Annotated in this window: 16 protein-coding genes and 2 tRNA genes; 12 read left to right on the top strand and 6 right to left on the bottom strand. The window is 60.2% G+C overall.

The features are described 5' to 3' along the window. Positions 1–144 precede the first annotated feature (144 nt). The 3 genes from B7R93_RS06620 to B7R93_RS06610 form a co-directional block, all read right to left on the bottom strand. Positions 145–741, bottom strand: coding sequence for a COG1361 family protein (locus tag B7R93_RS06620; RefSeq protein WP_157942220.1), 597 nt, complete (start codon positions 739–741; stop codon positions 145–147). A gap of 469 nt (positions 742–1210) precedes the next feature. After that, positions 1211–2125, bottom strand: coding sequence for a DUF2806 domain-containing protein (locus B7R93_RS06615; protein WP_157942219.1), 915 nt, complete (start codon positions 2123–2125; stop codon positions 1211–1213). Between the two features lie 263 nt (positions 2126–2388). Then, positions 2389–3708 (bottom strand): hypothetical protein, encoded by a 1320-nt coding sequence (locus tag B7R93_RS06610; protein ID WP_103020029.1) that lies wholly within the window; start codon positions 3706–3708, stop codon positions 2389–2391. Positions 3709–4269: 561 nt separating this feature from the next. On the opposite strand from B7R93_RS06610, the gene B7R93_RS06605 reads away from it, so the two are divergent. The 3 genes from B7R93_RS06605 (at position 4270) to B7R93_RS06595 (ending at position 5490) form a co-directional block, all read left to right on the top strand. Continuing rightward, positions 4270–4503, top strand: coding sequence for a hypothetical protein (locus B7R93_RS06605; protein ID WP_103020028.1), 234 nt, complete (start codon positions 4270–4272; stop codon positions 4501–4503). After that, entirely contained in the window at positions 4496–4741 is a 246-nt protein-coding gene (locus tag B7R93_RS06600; RefSeq protein WP_103020027.1) for a hypothetical protein, read from the top strand. The genes B7R93_RS06605 and B7R93_RS06600 overlap by 8 nt, the downstream gene beginning before the upstream one ends. A 188-nt stretch (positions 4742–4929) precedes the next feature. Continuing rightward, a complete protein-coding gene (locus B7R93_RS06595) occupies positions 4930–5490 on the top strand; it encodes a hypothetical protein (RefSeq protein WP_103020026.1) in 561 nt (186 codons plus the stop codon). 327 nt (positions 5491–5817) lie between these two features. Here the strand turns inward: B7R93_RS06595 and B7R93_RS15230 are convergent, their stop codons facing one another. Beyond that, a complete protein-coding gene (locus tag B7R93_RS15230; RefSeq protein ID WP_157942218.1) occupies positions 5818–6666 on the bottom strand; it encodes an AbiJ-NTD4 domain-containing protein in 849 nt (282 codons plus the stop codon). Between the two features lie 510 nt (positions 6667–7176). Continuing rightward, a tRNA-Leu gene (locus tag B7R93_RS06590) sits at positions 7177–7261 on the bottom strand. 153 nt (positions 7262–7414) lie between these two features. On the opposite strand from B7R93_RS06590, the gene B7R93_RS06585 reads away from it, so the two are divergent. From B7R93_RS06585 to moeB, 9 genes are all read left to right on the top strand, one after another. Further along, positions 7415–9493, top strand: coding sequence for an alpha/beta hydrolase family protein (locus tag B7R93_RS06585; RefSeq protein WP_103020025.1), 2079 nt, complete (start codon positions 7415–7417; stop codon positions 9491–9493). Positions 9494–9699: 206 nt separating this feature from the next. Then, positions 9700–9774, top strand: a tRNA-Asn gene (locus B7R93_RS06580). Between the two features lie 271 nt (positions 9775–10045). Next, positions 10046–10609 carry a fasciclin domain-containing protein gene (locus B7R93_RS06575; RefSeq protein WP_232798110.1) on the top strand — a complete coding sequence of 188 codons (564 nt, stop codon included), beginning with the start codon at positions 10046–10048 and terminating at the stop codon, positions 10607–10609. Between the two features lie 112 nt (positions 10610–10721). Then, positions 10722–11480: an SDR family NAD(P)-dependent oxidoreductase gene (locus B7R93_RS06570; RefSeq protein ID WP_103020023.1), complete on the top strand. Its 759-nt coding sequence runs from the start codon at positions 10722–10724 to the stop codon at positions 11478–11480. A gap of 117 nt (positions 11481–11597) precedes the next feature. Continuing rightward, the gene (locus tag B7R93_RS06565) at positions 11598–13142 is read left to right on the top strand and encodes a cryptochrome/photolyase family protein (protein ID WP_103020022.1); all 1545 of its coding nucleotides are present in this window, start codon (positions 11598–11600) and stop codon (positions 13140–13142) included. A 377-nt stretch (positions 13143–13519) separates the two neighbouring features. Further along, positions 13520–14467, top strand: coding sequence for a PLP-dependent cysteine synthase family protein (locus B7R93_RS06560; RefSeq protein ID WP_103020021.1), 948 nt, complete (start codon positions 13520–13522; stop codon positions 14465–14467). An 81-nt stretch (positions 14468–14548) separates the two neighbouring features. After that, positions 14549–14986, top strand: a complete 438-nt coding sequence (locus tag B7R93_RS06555) for a M67 family metallopeptidase (protein ID WP_103020020.1) — start codon at positions 14549–14551, stop codon at positions 14984–14986. Positions 14987–15041: 55 nt separating this feature from the next. Then, positions 15042–15335, top strand: coding sequence for a ubiquitin-like small modifier protein 1 (locus tag B7R93_RS06550; RefSeq protein ID WP_103020019.1), 294 nt, complete (start codon positions 15042–15044; stop codon positions 15333–15335). A gap of 108 nt (positions 15336–15443) precedes the next feature. Further along, positions 15444–16649, top strand: a complete 1206-nt coding sequence (gene moeB / locus B7R93_RS06545; protein ID WP_103020018.1) for a molybdopterin-synthase adenylyltransferase MoeB — start codon at positions 15444–15446, stop codon at positions 16647–16649. A gap of 413 nt (positions 16650–17062) precedes the next feature. Here the strand turns inward: moeB and B7R93_RS06540 are convergent, their stop codons facing one another. After that, a complete protein-coding gene (locus B7R93_RS06540; protein ID WP_157942217.1) occupies positions 17063–19147 on the bottom strand; it encodes a carboxypeptidase-like regulatory domain-containing protein in 2085 nt (694 codons plus the stop codon). Positions 19148–20515: the final 1368 nt, after the last annotated feature.

The raw sequence follows: 20515 nt of genomic DNA, 5'->3' as shown, positions 1-20515 counted from the left end.
AAGGCGGTTCGGAACTGCACGGCGATGTCTTTAACTCTTGACGCACGCCGATATCCACATAGGTATGCAAAAAGATTAATCTGCAGGGGTGAGCAGGGCACTTCTCCGTTCATCAGGCACCTCTTCCGCGTCGGCTGAATCATGCTACGCTTTCGAATCTCTTTTCCGTAAGTGCGAAATGATCCTCAACGTTGCCAACACGGTGACCAATGTCCCTAACACACTCGCTATTACGTTTCCCCACGCGTCAGATTCTTTTTCATCCCCTCTCTCTTGACCGACAACACCACGACCCCGAACGTCCACTTCCACAGCTTGCGGAGAAGGGGAGCCTGAAAGCAGGAACGAGAATTTGGCGCTCTCACCGGGGTTCAGCAGTGGAAAGGCGTACTCACGGATGCTCAGAGCAGACGTATCTTCGAAGGTGTAGGTCATCGCCCCGGATGAAGTGCTAACCTTACTGTCCTGCACCTTCACTCCGTTTGGGAAATCGACCACCATTCGCACATCTTCTGCTTCCGCATCCCCTTGATTTGCAGCGCGCACTGTGTAGATCGTTCGTTCCGTCTGCTCACTTACAAAGGAAGACGGCGGGAAAACTTCATAGGTCAGATCGGGTGACTCATTCGTGAAGTAGAAGAACGGGAGACTTGCAAGAAGGGTGAAGAAAGCGCCTCCGGCCCAATCCATGATACGGTCCATGAGTAGCCTTCTTTGTGGTGAATCGGTTTCGTCAGCCATTGTGGAAGACTCCGAACCGGATAGTCCCTTGACTTTCAAGCAGAGGGTTGAATATAACGGAGAAAGCCTCCGCATCGCGATCTGTCGTTGTGCCATTATATAGCGGAGCCACGGCATTCACAACGGAGACCCCCTGACTCTCATTTCTAAGCGGTAGAAACCGGGCAAGTAAAGTGGCTCCATCCCTGCAGACGTTGACTCAGTGCCGTCAACCTTGACACTTCCGCGCTGCTCTTCAGTATCAAATCGAAAGATACCGTTTTTCTCACCCCCCTGCCGTTCACCCGTATATCGAAGGTAAGCTAAACGGCTTCAAGACGGGGTTCCCGGCATGTCTGCTTCGCAGCATATCAAATACTTCTCGGAGCGGCTACGGCTACTCCAAACACGAACCAAACAGATCTGAGCCTTGGAAAACATTAATATCACTTGGGCCATATCCCTAACATTCAACCACCCTTGTGAACTTCTATTCTACCTTTTTATCTATATACTCTGTAGCATGCTTATAGAACCCTTCTACGTGATTTCTTTCTACTATCTCAAACAGCTCAGTACCCGTCTTCGTGAATAGTGCATTTCCTACAGGTAATTTTTCTTCTTCGTAAACTTTCGCTCTTCCGTCGTATTCGAAAACTACTTTTCCGTCTTCCCCTATAATGTAAAATGATCTAAATCCACCTCTGTCGTAATTTACTAACCCTATAGAGTCTATATGTGACAACATGTCGTACGAAAGATTAGTGTATATATCTAATGTTATATCTGTTATTATAGGTTGATAGTCTTCGCCTACCGACGCAACATATTTGCACGCCCTCCTAAATATTTCTGCATCACCCTTGGACATCGTGGAAAGGGTATGGAGCGTACGTTTCGAAAATGAACCGGGTCTATTTGCCTCTCCGGACAACACCCTTGACCAAGCATGCTTCATTTCATCGCTTGTCACACTACCCACGTGGTCAAAGAACTCAAAAAGCCAACTGTCGTCAATTTCTTCAGGGCTTGAATTATCTTCGAGCATCTCAAGAGATCTCTCAATTACATCATCCCTATTTTCCTTTTTTATCTTCCTCTCAGCCAACATAGATCCTGCTAGCTTCTTGGCTCTTCTCTTGCTAATTCCAATTTCCTTTTCTGCGAGTTGTGCAATCTCATCTATTCCCCGAGCTTCTAATTTCTTTTCTTCAACGCGAGCCACTGCCATACGCTCTCGATGTATAGGCTCATAGAGGTGACCAATGCCATCTGCGATCTTCTCAACGAGGGCTTCAGCAGGACCCTTCAAACCAAGTACATCTGAAACTTCAAAATTCAAATCAACAAGACCTCCCTCGCTATCCTTCATACCGTTGGATTCCGAAGCGGAGTTCGCAGTCATAGACATTCTCGTTGCAAGTGAATGATATCAAAGTCGATTTAGTTTTATTCTTCAAGCACCTTCGGGATTCATCGAGATAATTTGCTCTACACACCTACATTGGGACGAGAGCAACCCCTCTTCCTATCCCGACTCTCATCGGGATTACAATTTGATCTTTGTTCTTAGGTAATGAGCCGATACATATTTTCTTTGGTCTTCGGAATTCACGTATTTGCATCATCAGATATGTTGTCCGACGCAAATGATATCATTGTATCAGCTCACTCCACTTCCAACTCCGTAGGATACCCTTCCCGTCGGCACTTCCGGTTGACCGCCCGCATGATCCGTTTGTGGTGGTGCTCCTTCGCGTAGTGATACTTGACGGAGAAGCCGTCGTATTCGTAGAGGGCAATCTGAAATGCGGCACGGCTGTTTTCCTCCTCCTCGATTGCGAGATCAAGGGCCGGAGACAGTAGATCCATCTCCTTCGACTGATTCAGGTTGGCAAGTACGGTCCGAATCGCTCCGTTTTCCGTCTTCCCGTGCTCCCGTTGCAATTCTCCGAGATCCATGTGCCGCCCGAAGCAATCGACCGCTCCACCTTCCGCTTCAATCTCACACCATTTCCGCTTTCGAGCGTCGATTAACTCCTCCAAGAACGGGACACTCAGAATCCGCTCGCCCTCTTCGTCCGGATCGTACTCCAAACCTTTCTCTTCGGCACGGTCGGCCATGTGCTTGAATCGGATGTTCTCGGGGTTCGCTCCGTAGCACGTCGAGTACAGCCCTTTTTTGAAGACGGGTTTGTACTTTAATGGGAGTCCGGTCTCCTCCGCGAAAAGGTCCCACACGTCGCCACCGTCGAGGAGGAACTCTGCAATCCCGTCTGCCCCCCAATCGACGGATGCGATAGCAAGTTGGGCGCTCGAAAGGTCGTACGTTACCCACACGTCGCCCACGAGAGCAACCCGCAGGGTAGAGTTGATCGTTTGCAGGGAGGTTGTAGCGGTGATCCGACACGTGGTATCGTTGTACTTGTAGATTGGCTTCGGCTGCGTTTCTAACGCCTGCAAGTGGCGGCGTGCCCCGTCCTGCGATCCCTCCGGAAGTTCCTCAACCTTCTCCCAGGCATCAGCAAGATTGCGCTGCGCATCGCGGGTGTAGAGATCGGCGGGACGGCTGTTCATGTACTCCGCCCACCGCTTCGACTCGGAGCACGGTTCGTCCATGCCCTGCACCTCTGCCTGCGCCTCTTTCCGGACGTTCGTGATGTACTTCGCATCGATCTTCCGGCCCGTGATGAGGTTCACGTAGTTGCCGATTGACGAGGGGCGCATCTTAAGCTCTCTGTTCAGCCGTGACTTGATCTCCGACTTGACGGGCACGGAGAGAGCGATTCGGCACCGCTCTTTCTTGGGGTGGTAGCCGCTCCACTGAAAACCGGAGAGCACGTCCCGTTTGAATAGCTCCAACAGCCGCTCTGCCGACACTCGTGCTCCGCGCCGATCCTTGACGCCGTAACAGCGCACGACGGTCTCGCAGTGCAGGAGAGGGCGTCCCCGATCGTCACGCTGCGCAGTGAAGAGCAGGTACGCCATGAACGTCCGGTGCCCAATGTGCCCCTTCAGTGTCGGATACTCTTCAAATAGCCTCGACCTCAGTTCATCGGAGCTTCCAATTCGGCGGGTACTCGGGATGACCGACCCGGCTTCAGTGGCGCTGAGAGGGTCCTCATTTGCAAGTTTTTCTGCGTTCCTGCGCCATTCGCTCTCAGAACGGCCCGCAGCGCCTGCAACTGCCGACCTGCCTACAACCCCTCGTGCAACATGGTGCCCGTCCTCGGTTGCGGGGGCCGTGTCGGGTGCTGAGGGTCCTACTTCCCGGTTAGCAGGGATCGTGATGGTGGTCTTTTCGCCGTCGCGCTGCCGTCGTGCGGTGGTTGTTGCCATCTGCTTCACGGTTCGGTAGTCAAAGCATTGGTTCAGTGTTTTATATGCGGAGAGGGGGGTGATTGTTTCAATTCGCATGAAAACTCAGCGCCCTAATGAAACAACACAGTTTACTCAGCGTTATTATTGTTTTTTATTTTGGAGCAATTGAGGTCGAGAGCCGTACAACTTGATGCATGCGATATCCAACACCCTAAGCAGTAAAGTGCTATGGACCGCTTCGATTACGTCCGGCTCTCTACACTCAGCGACGCGCTGCCGTACTCTTACCAAGCACTGCGGTACCACCTGACGGACACGGAACTCATCCCGCATCGAAAATCGGAGAAGGGAGAGGTTCTCGTGCCCCGAGACTTCGCCCTACGGGTGGCGGACGAAGCGGAAAACTTTAACTCACTCTCGCAACTTCTCTCAGCAATCAACTACTCCTACACCCATGCTTGACACCGACACCGAACTTGAAGACGTGCTCGATGACGCACCGCACGGCGGCTACTCTTCGGACGTGGAGGCGCTTGCCTTTGCATTTGGAATTGGCGAAAGCCGCATGAAAGGAGCACTGCAGGCAACGAAGGGCGCGGAAGTTTCCGATTTTGGCGCGGGCAACTTCTCCCCCGTCGAAATCTCCGGAAAGGCTCTTTCTCGTCTCGTCGAACAAATTGACTCGCAGCTCAACAGATGAAAGACCAAACAACCACGGTCACGCTCCGGCTGAACTTTCCCGCCAAGGGTCAGGGCGGCCAATACTGACCCACTCTTCAGAACGCCGAACCCGGCCCCCTACAGGTCCCCGAAGAGAGGCTTGCAGAGGGGCCGCTCGGTTCGGTGTTCACGATCTGCTCTTTTCAACCCCAAACCTTCCCCGATACGATGAACTTACAGTTGAAGCTCGGCAGACAGGACACCTTCCTCGTCGATGCTCGGGAGGCTCAAACCTATCTCGAAGATCACTACAACAGCGACGAACTCCCGTCCGTCCGAGAGTTCGCTGATGTGCGGGGCGTTTCAGGGCCGAAGACAAGGGCCGAAACGATCCGAACCCTGCATCCCAAAAAGACGGCCACGACGCCCGCCGTTGACGCGGCTGATGAACTCGTCGAGGACTTCAAGCACCCGGCTGTGCTGTCTATAGAGAAGGAGATTCGGGAGTGCAGGGGGGAGCTTTCGGACGAGACGAACCCCCTCGCTCAGTGTCGGAAAAGGTGCAGAATAGAGCGCCTGAAGTCCGAAAAGGCTTCGGTAAACGGGCGGCTCGGACAGTTGCTGCAGAAGATCGACAATGGGGCGCAATTGGACGCGCAGGAAATGTCCTTCCTGCTGAATCGTGAGGACATAGACAGCTCCACTAAGCAGATCTCGACCATTCCGACGACGGATGAAAAATATGGAGCGTCGGTCAGCAGGTCGAGCAGATCGGTCTTCGGACACTGAAGGAAGAGTCTGAGCACTTCGGAGACGGAAGCGCCCCTGACCGCAACCTTGCAGGACGGGCGCAGGGACTGCAGGGAAACGATCCCCGCCGGGAGAGTCGCCCACAGTTCTCGACGATATGACTGATCTAAACAGTACCCTCTACCGGCTCAGATTCGACAAGGCGCGCCATTTGGGCGAAGAAAGTTTACCGAGGTGAACGGAGAATTCTCGGGACGCACGACCGGCATCTGAATTTAATGCTGTGTCTTGCAGACCGGACGGTTCTATGGCATGGGGTCCGATCCGACACTGATCTTAAAAGGTGCAGCCTCACAACTCCAAGATTTAGTTTTCAGCGACCACTCCGACTTCCCGCTCTTCCAACTTACTTATCAAGTAGTTAATAAATGCCGCACATGTAACAAGCATATATTTTGCGTCCGTCATCGATAGATTCGACTTTTCACTCATTGCATGACGGATTCCATCAGCATCGCTTGTATAACCATAAAGTTTCAACCAACCGCTCTTAAGAGCACCATGTATCTCTATTTCATCCTCCAAGTTATTTAATGCTTCTCCCAAGGTAGCCGATTCGTCGCCCGTTATTTTTTGAGATATTGACTCCACTGCACTTATAGATTCCTTTATCGAGTTTGCATAGTCAGGATCTTTCCTGTCAGAGAGATTCGCTATTGCTTTTCTAATATGCTCTCTCACACCACTAAAATTTTTGGATCTTTCTATGGCTTCATCTACTGACTCAACTTCCACCTCGTCAGTTATTGGAGTCACCTTTCCGTCTATTATTTTATATCCTATTTTTTCTTCTTCGAATATTCTATTGTGTGTTTCCGATGCACCTTTCAATCCTACATGTTTATTTTCGCAGTTACACAATAACTCTACCAAGTCCATAACTTCATACCACAATTCTGTAATGATTTGTTCCTTTATATTGTATACGAATTTTTCATTGTAAGGTATTTCGTCTAAAGGTTTTCGAAAGTATATTCTCCATATTTCCTCTTTTATATCAGTCAGTTCACCTATAACTCTTCCTGACGCTGTCTCTCTTACGAAGTTCGTTACCCAATAATTCCATATTTTTACTCTTGATTCCTTATCTAACTCTTCAATTTGAACTGAATCACGTAGAGGGGTATATCCCTGTCTTTCAGAAAACAGCATCATATCTTAAGTAAATACGTCCGTGATAGGGTAGCAAACTCCGATCTGACCTAATGATCAGTCGCAGCGAGACTTGACAACATGCATTGGGCTACAATTGTGCCAACAGACAACTCCGTCTATTGATTGGCTGCACCACATCTCAGGATGGAAGACCCTGCAGAACTCGAAACCGGTGGGGCGACTCACGGAACGGATGGTGGCCGAACACCGAACGGCGCTGAAGTACCTGCAGTGAGTACGGAGGGGCACACCCTCACGAACCCCCCTCCCCTTCATGATGACGCGAGAGCATGGGGGCGACTCTCCCCCTCTCGTCAGTGAGAGACGGAACGACCACAGACGGGCGGACGTGACGGAGAGCACGTTCGTTCTCTGATTCACAACGGCGTCGAGCCGTCCGCTGTGTGCAGTGTGAGCAGAGGTGTGTACAGTGCTGTGTGCAGCCGCAGGTACCGGCAATAAAAAAGCCCCGCTCAGATCGAACTGAACGGGGCCAACGGCCCGAAGGGGTGCCCGAGAGAGGACTCGAACCTCCACGGCCGTAAAGGCCACGTGACCCTGAATCACGCGCGTCTACCAATTCCGCCACTCGGGCATCAAAATGTGGACTCACCCAACGCCTATGGCCTCCTGAAATGTTCCTTGAAATTACCACACACCCGCTCACCTGGAGCGGAGACTCGCACTCTCCGTCCCCAGTTCATACTTTGCGACCGCGCTCTTATTTCCAAACCGTCCCGGCCCCCTCATGCGTAGTGTGCGCCTTCTCGTAGTTCTCGGTCTCGTCCTCGTCGGCCTCGCGGGGGCCGCCCCCCCGGCTCAGGCGCAGTACGCCCAGGACTCCCTCGCCTTCGACCTGGGGCACGTGTTCGACCTGGAGTACGCGTCGGACCCACAGATTTCGCCAAGCGGCAACCGGGTGGTGTACGCCCGCACCATCATGGACAAGATGGAGGACCGCCGCGCCGCCCGGCTCTGGGTGGTGCGCGCGGACGGTTCGGGCCACCGTCCGATTACTGCCCCCGAGACAGACGCGTCGCAGCCGCGGTGGTCCCCAAGCGGCGATCGAGTCGCCTACGTGGCGTCCACGGAGGGCGACGGGGCCGAGATCTTCGTCCGGTGGATGGACACCGGCCAAACCGCCCGAATCACGCAGCTCGACGCGTCTCCGAGTGGCCTCTCGTGGGGGCCGGAGGGGGATCGGCTGGCCTTTTCGATGTTCGTCCCGGCGGAGCCGGAGCCGTTCGCCCGCCTACCGAGCCCGCCGGAGGGGGCCGACTGGGCCGAACGGCCCGACGTCTTCGACCAGACCTACTACCGCTCCGACGGGGGCGGGTACACCAAGAAGGGCCACACGCAGCTCTTCACGGTGTCGGCGTCGGGCGGCACGCCGCGACAGGTCACGACCGGTCCCTACGACCACGGCGGCGCTCCCACCTGGACGCCCGACGGCGAGTCGCTTTTGATCAGTGCCAACCGCCACGAGGACCGACGCCTCGATCCGCTCAACACCGAGGTGTACGCCGTGAACGTGGCAAGCGGCGCGGTCACGGCCCTTACCACCCGGCAGGGCCCGGACGGCGACGTGGCCCTCTCGCCGGACGGCTCCACGGTCGCCTATACCGGCTTTGACGACCGTGAGCAGGGCTACCAGGTGACCAAGCTGTACGCAATGAACCGCGACGGCACCAATGCCCGCCTCTTGACCGAGAACCTCGGCCGGGACGTCCAGAACCCGACGTTTACCGCCGACGGGGAGCGCGTCGTCTTTCAGTACGTGGACGAGGGATCGACCAAAATCGGCAGCGTGGCGCTCGACGGGGGACGGCGCGTCGTGGCAGAGAACGTGGGCGGCACGTCCGTCGGCCGCCCCTACACAAGCGGCTCCTTCAGTCTCGCGTCGAACGGCCGGGTGGCCTTCACGCACGCCACGCCCCAGCGCCCGGCCGACGTGGCGGTGGCCCAGGCCGGACGCGAGGCGCGGGTCCTCACGGCCCTGAACGACGATCTGTTTGGGCAGGTCGACCTTGGCTCCGTCAAACAGATCACGTACGAGTCGTCCCATGACGGGCGCACGATCGAGGGCTGGATCGTGACCCCGCCGGGCTTCGATGCGTCGCAGGAGTACCCGCTCATCCTGGAGATTCACGGCGGGCCCTTTGCCTCGTACGGCCCGTACTTTTCCGCGGAGGTGCAGCTGTACGCCGCCGCCGGCTACGTGGTGCTCTACACCAATCCCCGGGGCTCGACCAGCTACGGCCAGAACTTCGGCAACGCCATCCACCACGACTATCCCGGACACGACTACGACGACCTGATGTCCGGCGTGGACGCCGTGCTGGAGCGCGGCTACGTGGATGAGGATCGCCTCTACGTGACGGGCGGAAGCGGGGGCGGGGTCCTCACGTCCTGGATCGTGGGCCACACCGATCGCTTCCGGGCCGCCGTGGCCGCCAAGCCGGTCATCAACTGGTACAGCTGGGCGCTCACGGCGGACATGTACCCCTACGGCGTCAAGTACTGGTTCCCCGGCCTGCCGTGGAACCACGAAGAGCACTACATGGACCGCTCGCCCCTCTCGTACGTCGACGACGTGACAACCCCCACCATGCTGATGACGGGCACCGAGGACTACCGCACCCCAATGTCCGAATCGGAGCAGTTCTACCAGGCCCTGAAGCTGCAAGAGGTGGAGACGGCGCTCGTCCGCGTTCCGGGCGCGTCCCACGGCATCGCCGCCCGTCCGAGCCGCCTGGCCGCCAAAGCGGCCCACGTGCTGGAATGGTTTCGTCGCCACGGGGGGGGGCACACTCAGCGAGTAGAATGAACGCGAGGCCCGAGAGGCGACACGCGCTCGCCCCCCTGGACCGCCCCCCGTGAAAAGAAAATCAATCCCTTGCACAGCAGGGCCGCATCGGGGAGAACCGCGGGCGGGTCGCCCGGACTCGTCGGAACCCACCCCCCTCCGCGTCGTTTTGCCGTGTGCACATTTTGAGGCGCAGAACTCCTTTCGCCTCCTACTTCGTGTCCGATTCCTCGGTAGCTCAACGGTAGAGCATGCGGCTGTTAACCGCAGGGCTGCTGGTTCGAGTCCAGCCCGGGGAGCCAACCGCCTGATCGGGGTCTCCGATCAGGCGTTTTCTTTGTCGGGGCGAGTCGTTCTCTCCGCGAAGTGCACTCCACCGAGAGTGCCCAGTCGGTCTCTCAAGAGGCGGCGTGCGTCTCTGCCCACACTCCGATTGCCGAGGATCGCCCGCGGGCGTCGTGTCGGGCGGCAGCATGCAGGGTCGTGCCGGCTCGAAGGGCCGGTCCTGGGGCGATGGGGACCACTCGTTTCAAATCTTTCCCCATCTCCGCGATGCACACCGTGCCGAAGTGGATGCCTCGCTGGTCCCGCCGTCGGATACTGCTCGGAGGCGTCCTGGTCGTCGCGCTTGCCATCGGACTTGCGGCCTGTGGCCCAGACGCGCCCCGGACGTCGGAGCGCCCGTCCTCCCGCTCGTCTCGTTCTCTCGTCGCGGACAGCACGACCGTCCCCCGGATGCTGGCAACCGACGATCGGTTCTCGGCCCTGCGCGCCGCCCTCGACTCCACCGGCCTTGATTCTGTGCTGGCCACCAGGGGTCCCTACACCGTCTTTGCACCGCCGAACTATGCGTTCGCCGAGCGTCCATCTGGCACGATTGAGACCATGCTCTCGCAGGATCGGGGCCGGCTTCGCACCCTTCTGGCCCGCCACATTGTGGAGCGCCGCGTCTCAGTAGACGGACCCTCAGAATCTCGCCCGGTGATCACGATGGGCGGCGATACCCTCTCCCTTCACGCCGCCCCGAGTGGCGTATCGGTTGACAGCGCCCACATCCTCGACGGCGACATCGAAGCGGGGAATGGGCTCCTCCACGTCGTCGACGCGGTGCTCCAGACCGACAACTCACAGGAATGAGCCTTCTTGTTCGGGGCCGTAACGATCCGCGAATATGTGTCTGTGCCGTCGAACCTGGGCGTGAAGGCAGACTTGGAAGAGTGTTCGTCTCTTCAAAGCTCCTCCCATCCTCATGGCTTCTGATTCTCCCGTCTACCTCCTTCTTGGCGCAACCGGCGGCATCGGGACCGAGGTGGCCCACCGCCTCGCCGACGATGGCGCACAGCTCGTCCTTGGATCCCGCACGGAAAGCGACCTTGACGACCTCGCGGCGGCCACTGGCGGCGACGCAGTGCCCCTCGACGCTACCGAGTTCGAACAGGTGCAGGCCGCTGTATCCCACGCCATCGACACCTACGGCGGCCTCGACGGGGTCGTCAACTTCGTCGGCTCGGTCCTGCTGAAGCCCGCCCACCTTACCAGCATTGACGAGTACCGCACCCAGATCGAAAAGAACCTCGACACGGCCTTCAACACCGTGAAGGCCGCCGGGCGTCCCATGATGCGCGGCGGCGGGTCGATCGTGCTCATGGCATCGGCCGTCTCGCGCACCGGCCTCAAGAATCACGAGGCGATTGCCGCGGCGAAAGGCGGCGTGACGGGCCTCATGCGGGCCGCGGCCGCCACCTACTCCGGCCGGGGCATCCGCGTAAATGCCGTGGCCCCAGGGCTCATCGGGAGCGGGGAGCGGTCGACGAGCCAAATGTCGGAGCAGATCCTCAGCTCCGAGGCGGGCCGGAAGCAGTCCGAGAAGATGCACGCCCTCGGCCGCGTCGGCACCCCCGAGGACGTCGCCCCGGCGGTCACGTGGCTCCTCGATCCCAAAACCGACTGGGTCACTGGGCAGGTCATCGGCGTGGACGGAGGGCTCGGCACCGTGCGGCCCGGGTAGGAGGACGGCACGCTCCCCCCGGTTGCACGCAGTCTCGCCCCGCGAGCGGGTGTCGCCTTGCAAATTTGACCGGTCCGGCCGGCCTCCTGTGCTTCTCCCCAGCTCCCCAGCGCCCTCATGCGTACGCTGATTTTCGTTCTCCGCGACCAACTTGACCGTGACGCCACCGTCCTGCACGAGGGCGCCCCCGACCGCGACGCCGTGGCGATGACGGAGGCGGACGTGCATCGGGACCGGTACGCGGAGCACAAGCAGCGCCTCGCCCTCGGCTTCGCGGCGATGCGTCACTACCGGGACGACCTGCGCGGCGATGGCTGGACCGTCCACTACCAGTCGGCCGACGCCCCATCGAGGGCCAAGGACGCCCCCGCCTTTCTCCGGCAACAACTTGCTGAGCACCAGCCCGAGCGCGTCGCCGTAACCGAGCCGGGGCGGCACGAGCTTCTGGAGGCCATCGAGGCCGTGTGCGAGGAGATGGGCGTCGCGCTCCGTGTGCATGCCGACGACCACTTTCTGGCGACCCACGAGACCTTCGAGCAGTGGGCCGACGGGCGCAAAGAACTCACGCTGGAATACTTCTACCGCGAGCGGCGCCGCGAGTACGACGTCCTCGTCACCGACGACGGCGATCCTGTGGGGGGCGACTGGAACTTCGACGACGACAACCAGGAGAGCTTTGGGGGGGACGGACCGGGCATGGTGCCGGAGGGCCCTGCGTTCGAGCGTGACGCCATCACCGAAAAGGTGCTCGACCTGGTCCGCACCCAGTTTGCCGACGCGCCCGGGGCGCTCAACGAATTCCGATGGCCGGTGACCCCCGCGCAGGCCCGCACTGCCCTCGCGGACTTCGTGGAGCACCGGCTGCCGAACTTCGGCACGTACCAGGACGCAATGTGGACCGGCCGGGCCTTTCTCTATCACTCGCGCCTCTCGTGCGCTCTGAACCTCAAGCTGCTCGACCCCATGACCGCGGTCCGGGCCGCCGAGGAGGCATACTACGACGGCCACGCGCCCCTCAACGCCGTGGAGGGCTTCGTGCGCCAGATCCTCGGCTGGCGCGAGTTCGTGCGGGGCGTCTACTGGCTGCATGCCCCCGAGTACGTCGACCGCAATGCGCTGAAGGCGACCGAGGACCTGCCCGAGCTCTACTGGACCGGCGACACAGACATGCGGTGCCTGAGCGAGTGCACCGGGCAGGTCCGCGATCACGCGTACGCCCACCACATCCCCCGCCTCATGGTGATGGGGCTCTTCGGGCTGCTCTACGGCGTCGACCCGCAACAGATGAACGAGTGGCACGAGGCGATGTACATCGACGCCTGGGAGTGGGTCTCCACCCCCAACATGGTCGGGATGGCCCTGTACGCCGACGGGGGCACCGTCGGCACCAAGCCGTACACGGCCTCCGGGAAGTACATCAACCGGATGAGCAACTACTGCTCGCACTGCCGCTACGACCCGGACGAGGCCGTCGGGGAGGATGCCTGCCCCTTCACGTCGCTCTACTGGAACTTCCTGGATCGGCATCAGGAGACCTTCTCGGGCAACCGCCGCATGAACTTTCAGCTCGCCAACGTCCGGCGGAAATCCGACGCGGAGCTGCAAGACATCGCCGAGCGGGTGGCGGAGGTGCGGGCCCTCACCAAGGCCGGCGAAATTTAACCCCAGGGCCCTCGGTCAAGGCCACGGACCCGCCCAAAAATGTGACGATGCGGGCCGAGCGGCCTCCAATCCGGAACGCTCGTGTGTTTCGTCAAGTACTAGGTCACAGATTTTGGACTCGCTCCTCTCCAGGAACGTACCGACCATGCACCGACGCAGTCGTCCCATTACGGCGTGCGCAGCGATGGCCCCCGAGGCCGTCCGGTGTCGTTGTTGGTGTCGATGTTGTTCTCCCCCGGAGAGGCCGCGTTCTGTCGGCGCCCCGCTCCCTGTCCCTGCGTCCGGACGGTAGCCCGCGCCCGACATTTTATCGACGCCCATCGCCTCTCCGGCCCCGCCGCGAGAGGCGTTTTCTATTTGTCCCCCTCCCCACACCGATGAGCACAGCCCCTACTCTCTCATCAACGTCGGCGGCCGCCCCCGCGTCGTCGCTGGTCGACGACATTGGCCAGACCCCCCTCCTGCGGCTCGACCACATGGCCGCCGACCTGCCGGAGTCCGTGGCTGTCTACGGCAAGGCGGAGCACCTCAACCCCGGCGGCTCGGTCAAGGACCGTCCCGCCCTCCGGATGATCGAGGCGGGGCTCGACGCCGGCGCGTTCCACCCCAACCAGACGCTCATCGACGCCACGAGCGGCAACACGGGCATCGCCTACGCGATGATCGGCGCTGCGAAGGGGCTGGACGTGGCCCTCGCCCTGCCCGAGAACGCCTCCGCGGAGCGCAAGAAGGTGCTGCGCGCCTACGGGGCCGAACTGGTCCTGACGGACCCGATGGCGGGCACGGACGGCGCACAGCGGCGCGTGAAGGAGATTGTCGAGGCCCACCCGGACCGCTACTTCTACCCCGACCAGTACAACAACGACGCCAACTGGCGGGCGCACTACGACGGCACCGGCACGGAAATTCTGGAGCAGACGGACGGGCAGGTGTCCCACTTCGTGACGGGCCTCGGCACCACCGGCACCTTCACGGGCGTCACCCGCCGCCTGAAGGCACACGACCCATCGATTCAGTGCGTCGCCGTGGAACCGGCGACGGCCCTGCACGGCTTGGAGGGCCTGAAGCATATGGAGACGGCGATCGTGCCCGGCATCTACGCCCCGGACCTTGCCGACGCCCGTCGCACCTGCACCACCGAAGCGGCCGTCGACATGACGCGTCGGCTGGCCCAGGAGGCCGGACTGCTGGTCGGCCCGTCGGCGGGTGCAAACGTGACCGCGGCCCTCGACGCGGCCCGGTCGCTCGACGCCGGCACCGTCGTCACGATCCTCTGCGACACCGGCACGCGCTACCTGAGCGACGATTTCTGGACCGAGGCGTGACGCGGGAGAAAGGTGCGATGGGACATCCTCACACATCACGTCTCACACGTCAATCTCCCCTTTCACCGACGCAGACCCTGAATGGAAACGACCGAATCGATCCTCGACGCCATCCGTCAGCACGGCACCGACACCTACCCCGAGGAGGGGTGCGGCTTCCTGCTCGGCACCATGATGGACGACGGCAACAATCGCGTCACGGCCCTCCACCGGGCCACGAACCGTCGCTCTGAGAACCGCGAGCGGCGCTACGAGCTGACGGCCGACGACTACCGCGAAGCGGACGCGGCGGCCCAGGAACAGGGCCTCGACGTGGTGGGCGTGTACCACTCCCACCCCGACCACCCGGCCCGCCCTTCGGAGACGGACCTGCAAGAGGCCCCCTTCCCCGGCTACACCTACGTCATCGTCTCCGTCCACGACGGCGCCCCGGAGGCCCTGACCGCCTGGGCCCTCGCCCCCGACCGCTCCGAATTCCACCGCGAGGAGATTTCTCTTCGTACCCCCGAAGTCACCTGACGGCGGTGCCCCACGAGCCCCTCTCCTTTCAACCTCCCAACCCTCCTCTCAACACATGCCTACCACCGACACGACTACCGTCACGCTCCGCATCCCAACCCCCCTCCGCTCTGCCACCGACGGGCAAGCGACCGTCGAGGTGAAGGCGGAGACGGTCGACGCGGCCCTCCGTACCCTCGTGGACCGCTACCCCGACCTCGCCGACAACCTCTACGACGCGGACGACGAGCTGCGCCAGTTCGTGAACATCTACGTCGACGACGACGACGTGCGGTTCGGCGACGGCGTGGACACCCCGCTGGAGCCGGGCGACGAGGTCTCCATCGTGCCCTCGATTGCTGGCGGCTGAATGTTCTGGTCGTGTAGTGTTCTGGTGTTTTGGTGCTTCGGTCTACCTTCAAGCACCCGAGCACTCAAACACTCCAACACAAGTCTTTCCAGCACAAAACTGATCCTCATGGAAGCAACTGCTTCGCGTACCAACAGCGCCCCACTCTCCTCGGAGGAACTACAACGCTACAGCCGTCACCTCACGCTCCCCGAGTTTGGGCGCGAGGGGCAGGAGACGCTCAAGAACTCGTCCGTCCTCCTCATAGGGGCCGGCGGCCTCGGCTCCCCCGCGGCCACCTACCTCGCCGCCGCGGGCGTTGGGCGCATCGGCCTCGTCGACTTCGATACCGTGGAGGCCTCCAACCTGCAGCGCCAGATCCTCTACGGCACCAGCGACGTGGGCCGCTCCAAACTGGACGCCGCGTCCGAGCGCCTCGAAGACCTCAACCCGCACGTCGACATTGAGCACCACGAGGTGCGCCTCACGAGCGACAACGCGCTCGGCATCATCGACGAGTACGACGTGGTGGCCGACGGGACCGACAACTTCCCAACCCGCTACCTCGTCAACGACGCCTGCGTGATGACGGGGACGCCCAACGTGTACGCGTCCATCTTCCGCTTCGAGGGGCAGGTGTCCGTCTTCGCCACCGAGGACGGCCCCTGCTACCGCTGCCTCTACGAGGAGCCGCCCCCGCCGGGCCTCGTCCCCTCCTGCGCCGAGGGCGGCGTGCTTGGCATCCTGCCCGGCTTCATCGGCACGCTGCAGGCCACCGAGGTCATCAAGCTGCTGGCCGATATCGGCGAGCCGCTCATTGGGCGCTTGCTGATGGTGGATGCCCTCAACATGGACTTCCGCACGGTCAACGTGCCCAAGAATCCCGACTGCCCGGTCTGCGGCGACGACCCGACGGTGACGGAACTGATCGACTACGAGGCCTTTTGCGGCATTCCGCAAGACAACGAGTCCTCCCCCAACGGAACCACCGAGACCGACGTGGCCGACGACGCCAACGCCGAAACCTCCGTCCACGACCTCAAAACCCGCCGCGACGACGGCGACGCCCCGTTCGTGCTCGACGTGCGTGAGCCCTACGAGGCCGAGATTGCAAGCATTGGGGCCGACCAGCTCATCCCAGTCGACGAGCTGAAAGACCGCCTCGACGAGCTGGACGCCGACCCGGATGAGGAGATCGTCGTGCACTGCCGCTCGGGCGGCCGTTCTGCGAAAGCCACCGAGTTTCTGCGCGAACAGGGCTACGACGCGTCCAACCTGGCGGGCGGCGTGCTCGCCTGGAGCGACGAGATTGACGACAGCGTGCCGCAGTACTAGGCATCGGCACGTCTCAGACTCAGGGCCGCTCGGCCCCCCGGGCCGATGGGCCGCCGATGTCTCTTCCCTCGCCGGATGTGCTCCGGCGGGGAATTTTTGTTTGCCGGGACTGTTTCTAAACCCGGATGCGACGGCGCCTCCCCCCGTTCCCCTTCTCGAACAGGCTGAGTACCGACCTCTTCATTTTCCTCAGGCTGTACGGAACAGGCCACCGCCTCAATCGCCCGAGAGCTGTCTGATCCCAGGCTGGAGGCCGTAGGTCATTCGCCAGACGAAACCTTGCCTCCTGTGGCCCCCGTGCCCGCAGCCGTTCCCCCTACATACAGAAAGGGCCCGAGCCGTCGCCGGCCCGGACCCTTTCTCGTTGTGCGTCGCTGAGTGGAGTGCCTACTCAGACGTTCAGACTTCTTCCGTTACAGGGTGAAGTCTTGGTTGTCATCGGGGTCATCGACGTCTTCGTCTCCGTCGCCAACCTCAATCGGATTGCCGGCGAGGTCGGTTACGAAGTCGTCGTTCGACTCCTTTCTTTTGACCGTCAACTCGTCGTTGCCGGTGTTGCTGCCATCGTCATCGAGGGCAACCGTAACCGTTGCACCCGGACCTGTGTTGACGCCACGATTTTCAACCTCCTCAACATTGCCGAGGGAGGTTGCCGTACCAGACCCGTCGTTGATGGCGAAGTAGTTGGTCCCATCGTCACCGACACTGATTCCCGAGACCGGCTCGTCGAACTCGACCACGAGCGCATTGTCGTCGCCATCGCCGTTGGTGTCCTCGAAGCGGGTGGAGTTTTCCACCAGGCTGAGCGAGTCGGTGTCCGCGATCGTGAGCGTCTCGGAGAACGCGCTCCGCTCGTTGTTGATGCTCACGGCGCGCACCTTGACCTCAATGTCCCCGTACGAGCCGTCCTGGGCCGCGAACGGATTATTGTCGTTCGTGGATGCAGAGAAGGTCAGTCGGCCGTTGTTAAACTCGGCCTCGCTGGCGTCGACAATGTTTTCGGAGACCTCAAAGTCTCCAGACGGCAGTTGGCTGCCTACGGCACTGCGCTCGTACTCACCGACCTGCTGAAACTCGCTGGCCGAATTCGCGCCACGGTTTTCCCGAATGTCCTGGCTCGAGTAGAAGACCTCGTAGCCCTTCACCTCGGCCTGGCTGTTGTCCACCTCGTCGACCTGCAGCGGCACAATGGCCCGTTTGTTTCTGTGCAGCGGCGACGAAGCGACCTGTCCGTCGGTGTAGCCATACGTACCGGCAGCAATCTCACCGTCGTCGTTCAGTGCAGAGGGCTGAACCGAGATCGACGGCGCGGCCGGCGCGCTGTTGTCGAGCCCGACCGTGAATTCGATGTCCAGGTCAGAGGTACTGCTCAAGCTCTCTCCGTACTGGGCATCCGTGAAGTCGGACGCCGAGACGTTAGCTGTGTGTTCGTACCGAAAGCCGTCCGACAGGTCCTGCGTCGGCGTCACGGTCAGCTCCGTCCGGTCCTCGTTGAACGAGGTTTCGACCTTAATGTCACCGTTCGAGGTGAGACTTTTCTGCGCCGGACTCTGCGTCGTGATGAGAAGCTCCTCGTTCTCAGCGAGGCTGTTGACCGTGCGGTTGTCCGCCACCGGGCGGTTGAACGTGAAGACGAACGACGGCCGGGCGTCTTCGACGTCAATGTCTGTCTCCGGGTCCGGCGTGACGTCGACGATCTCGAGGGCTGGAGCACTCACGGACTCCTCCAGCGGAGCGGCATCGCCTTCGTCCGGGATAGATTGACTACCGACGTTTTGTTCAGTCCCATCATCGAATAGCGCGTCCACGTCGACATCTTCACCTACCACGAGGTTCTCGACCGAGAAGGCGCCTTGCTCATCGGTCGTGGTGGTCGTGACCACGCTGAGGCTGCTGTTGCCAGTTGTTGCGTCGCCGTCGGCGTCAAATTCGACGTTCACGTCCTGAGACAGGCGCAGCTCCGTGTTGCGGAGCGGCGCGTCGGAATTAGAATTACTCACACCGAGCTGCCCGGACAGCGAGCCGTTGGTCTTCGAGAGCGGGAACGTAATGTTCGCGCCCAGCTCGATCGCCCCGGTCTCGTTGTTGCCGAAGGCCAGCTCGACCTCTCCGCGGTAGGCGGAGCGGTACGCGCTGCCCTCGGGTGTCTCTACACGAATTCCGTAGCGGGCAGACGGGTCTTCGCCCGTGTTGGAGCCATCGTCCGCGGTCGTCGCGGGCAGGTCGGTGATGGCGAACCGGCCTTCCGAGCCCGTCGTGGCGCTGAAGGATTCAGCGTCGGTGTCCAGGGACCCGACGGCCGCAACCACCGTGGCGCCCTCAATGGGCTCGTTGGTCGCGTTGTCGATGACCTGGCCGGTAATGGCCCCAGTCACGTCACCAATCTCGGACGTGTCGGGAGAAGGGTCGTTGGAGTCACACCCGCTCGCGACGAGCCCAAGTCCCAAAGTTGCAATAAGAATTACTGATGTATTTAGCCAAGTTCGTAGCTTGCTCATACTTGCAGTGTTTTCATTAAGGAATTGAGTGGTACTGAGGGAAGGGTCGCCTGCGGGACATCTTCGCCCGCCTCACGAAATGAGGCAACAAAACACGTGCCTACTCTCTTCTTCGGCACAACAGCGACCGCATTCTTGCTTTCTCCTGTACGATTGTGCCCCTGACAGGAGGAGTTAGAGGTGATTTTCTGCTTTCACAGTGTTTCCACAAAGATACATTTATCTTCGTGCACGAGTAAGGGATAAATCTTACTGCTCTATTTCAAGCCCTATATATAAGTATTTGGCGAAAGGGAGCCCGCCGAAGACACCGGACCCGTCCGGAACAACCGACGCTAGAGCCGGGAAATATTTTCGGCAGGGACTTTTTACTCGTCGAAGTATAAGCTGGTTAAAACCTTCTTTTTTTCTAGGATACTCTTGTATCATCGATCTGCTTCCGGATAGCGGGGCATTCTAGCCCCTCGTGCTCTCATGAAGGTCTCTCTCGCCCCCCTTGCGTCGAGGCGGCATGATCGCGCAGAACGGGGCGGGAGAAAAGGCGTATTTCGGCACTGAGTGCCGACCCTGCTCGCGGGTAGGCCCGAATTCCCCCCGTGGGGTTTTTGGCGTCCGCCGTTCAACGACCCTCTAATTCGCGAACTGCCTTCTCCGGGGCCCATCTCGCGCACGGAAGGACTGCACACGAAATGGAGGGGCCAGAGGGCAAGATGCTGCCTATCGTCGTTGCGGTTGGCATCCGGACCTCCGACTCTCTTTTCTATCGGATTTCCGCCACGGTCAGAAACGCTGGCCCCCGTGAGCCGATCACCCCCGGTGCTCCGTCCGTTCCCGAGCCCCTCACGGACGACAACCCCGTGGCCACCGCTCTTAGGACTCACGCTCTCCACATTTTTGACAGATCCAATCCGGACTGGACACTCACCGGGTCACGGGCGCTCACCATGACGGCCGCCGCCCCCAGCCAAGAGGGCAACCGAAATCAGTCGTGTAGAAATGGATTCCTTTGACGTAGATCTGTCCGCACTGGATAGACATGATGTGGGGTGAAGTGCCCGTGCCTCCGAGGCCTGCTTCAATGTCTGAGGTGCGCATCTTCGGGGGCAAAGACACGAAACGTCCCTCCAACGTCTGGACGGCCAAAGGCGACCATACGGGCAACGTTCGTGACTTCAACGAGCAGCCCGTATACACAACAAATGCTACTCCACGTCATCGGAGCTGCCCGGATCTGTGTGCTGCGGGGACAACCGAGGAACGTCCTTTTTTCAAAGAGACCGGTGCCCATAGAATGGACTGGGCACTTCTTCTTTTCGGCACTTCGAATCGATGTGCACGTCTTCGTCAGCGGCAACGTTTGGTGTTTCC

The organism is Salinibacter altiplanensis (assembly GCF_002894645.1).
Classification (GTDB): domain Bacteria; phylum Bacteroidota; class Rhodothermia; order Rhodothermales; family Salinibacteraceae; genus Salinibacter; species Salinibacter altiplanensis.
Note: the sequence above shows the minus strand (reverse complement) of the source record. Positions and strands in the feature narration are given on the sequence as shown.

What these genes read in the sequence shown, in the direction of transcription:
- B7R93_RS06620 (WP_157942220.1), bottom strand. Translation starts at nt 741, where the DNA reads ATGGCTGACGAAACCGATTCACCACAAAGAAGGCTACTCATGGACCGT.
- B7R93_RS06615 (WP_157942219.1), bottom strand. Translation starts at nt 2,125, where the DNA reads ATGACTGCGAACTCCGCTTCGGAATCCAACGGTATGAAGGATAGCGAG.
- B7R93_RS06610 (WP_103020029.1), bottom strand. Translation starts at nt 3,708, where the DNA reads ATGGCGTACCTGCTCTTCACTGCGCAGCGTGACGATCGGGGACGCCCT.
- B7R93_RS06605 (WP_103020028.1), top strand. Translation starts at nt 4,270, where the DNA reads ATGGACCGCTTCGATTACGTCCGGCTCTCTACACTCAGCGACGCGCTG.
- B7R93_RS06600 (WP_103020027.1), top strand. Translation starts at nt 4,496, where the DNA reads ATGCTTGACACCGACACCGAACTTGAAGACGTGCTCGATGACGCACCG.
- B7R93_RS06595 (WP_103020026.1), top strand. Translation starts at nt 4,930, where the DNA reads ATGAACTTACAGTTGAAGCTCGGCAGACAGGACACCTTCCTCGTCGAT.
- B7R93_RS15230 (WP_157942218.1), bottom strand. Translation starts at nt 6,666, where the DNA reads ATGATGCTGTTTTCTGAAAGACAGGGATATACCCCTCTACGTGATTCA.
- B7R93_RS06585 (WP_103020025.1), top strand. Translation starts at nt 7,415, where the DNA reads ATGCGTAGTGTGCGCCTTCTCGTAGTTCTCGGTCTCGTCCTCGTCGGC.
- B7R93_RS06575 (WP_232798110.1), top strand. Translation starts at nt 10,046, where the DNA reads ATGCCTCGCTGGTCCCGCCGTCGGATACTGCTCGGAGGCGTCCTGGTC.
- B7R93_RS06570 (WP_103020023.1), top strand. Translation starts at nt 10,722, where the DNA reads ATGGCTTCTGATTCTCCCGTCTACCTCCTTCTTGGCGCAACCGGCGGC.
- B7R93_RS06565 (WP_103020022.1), top strand. Translation starts at nt 11,598, where the DNA reads ATGCGTACGCTGATTTTCGTTCTCCGCGACCAACTTGACCGTGACGCC.
- B7R93_RS06560 (WP_103020021.1), top strand. Translation starts at nt 13,520, where the DNA reads ATGAGCACAGCCCCTACTCTCTCATCAACGTCGGCGGCCGCCCCCGCG.
- B7R93_RS06555 (WP_103020020.1), top strand. Translation starts at nt 14,549, where the DNA reads ATGGAAACGACCGAATCGATCCTCGACGCCATCCGTCAGCACGGCACC.
- B7R93_RS06550 (WP_103020019.1), top strand. Translation starts at nt 15,042, where the DNA reads ATGCCTACCACCGACACGACTACCGTCACGCTCCGCATCCCAACCCCC.
- moeB (WP_103020018.1), top strand. Translation starts at nt 15,444, where the DNA reads ATGGAAGCAACTGCTTCGCGTACCAACAGCGCCCCACTCTCCTCGGAG.
- B7R93_RS06540 (WP_157942217.1), bottom strand. Translation starts at nt 19,147, where the DNA reads ATGAGCAAGCTACGAACTTGGCTAAATACATCAGTAATTCTTATTGCA.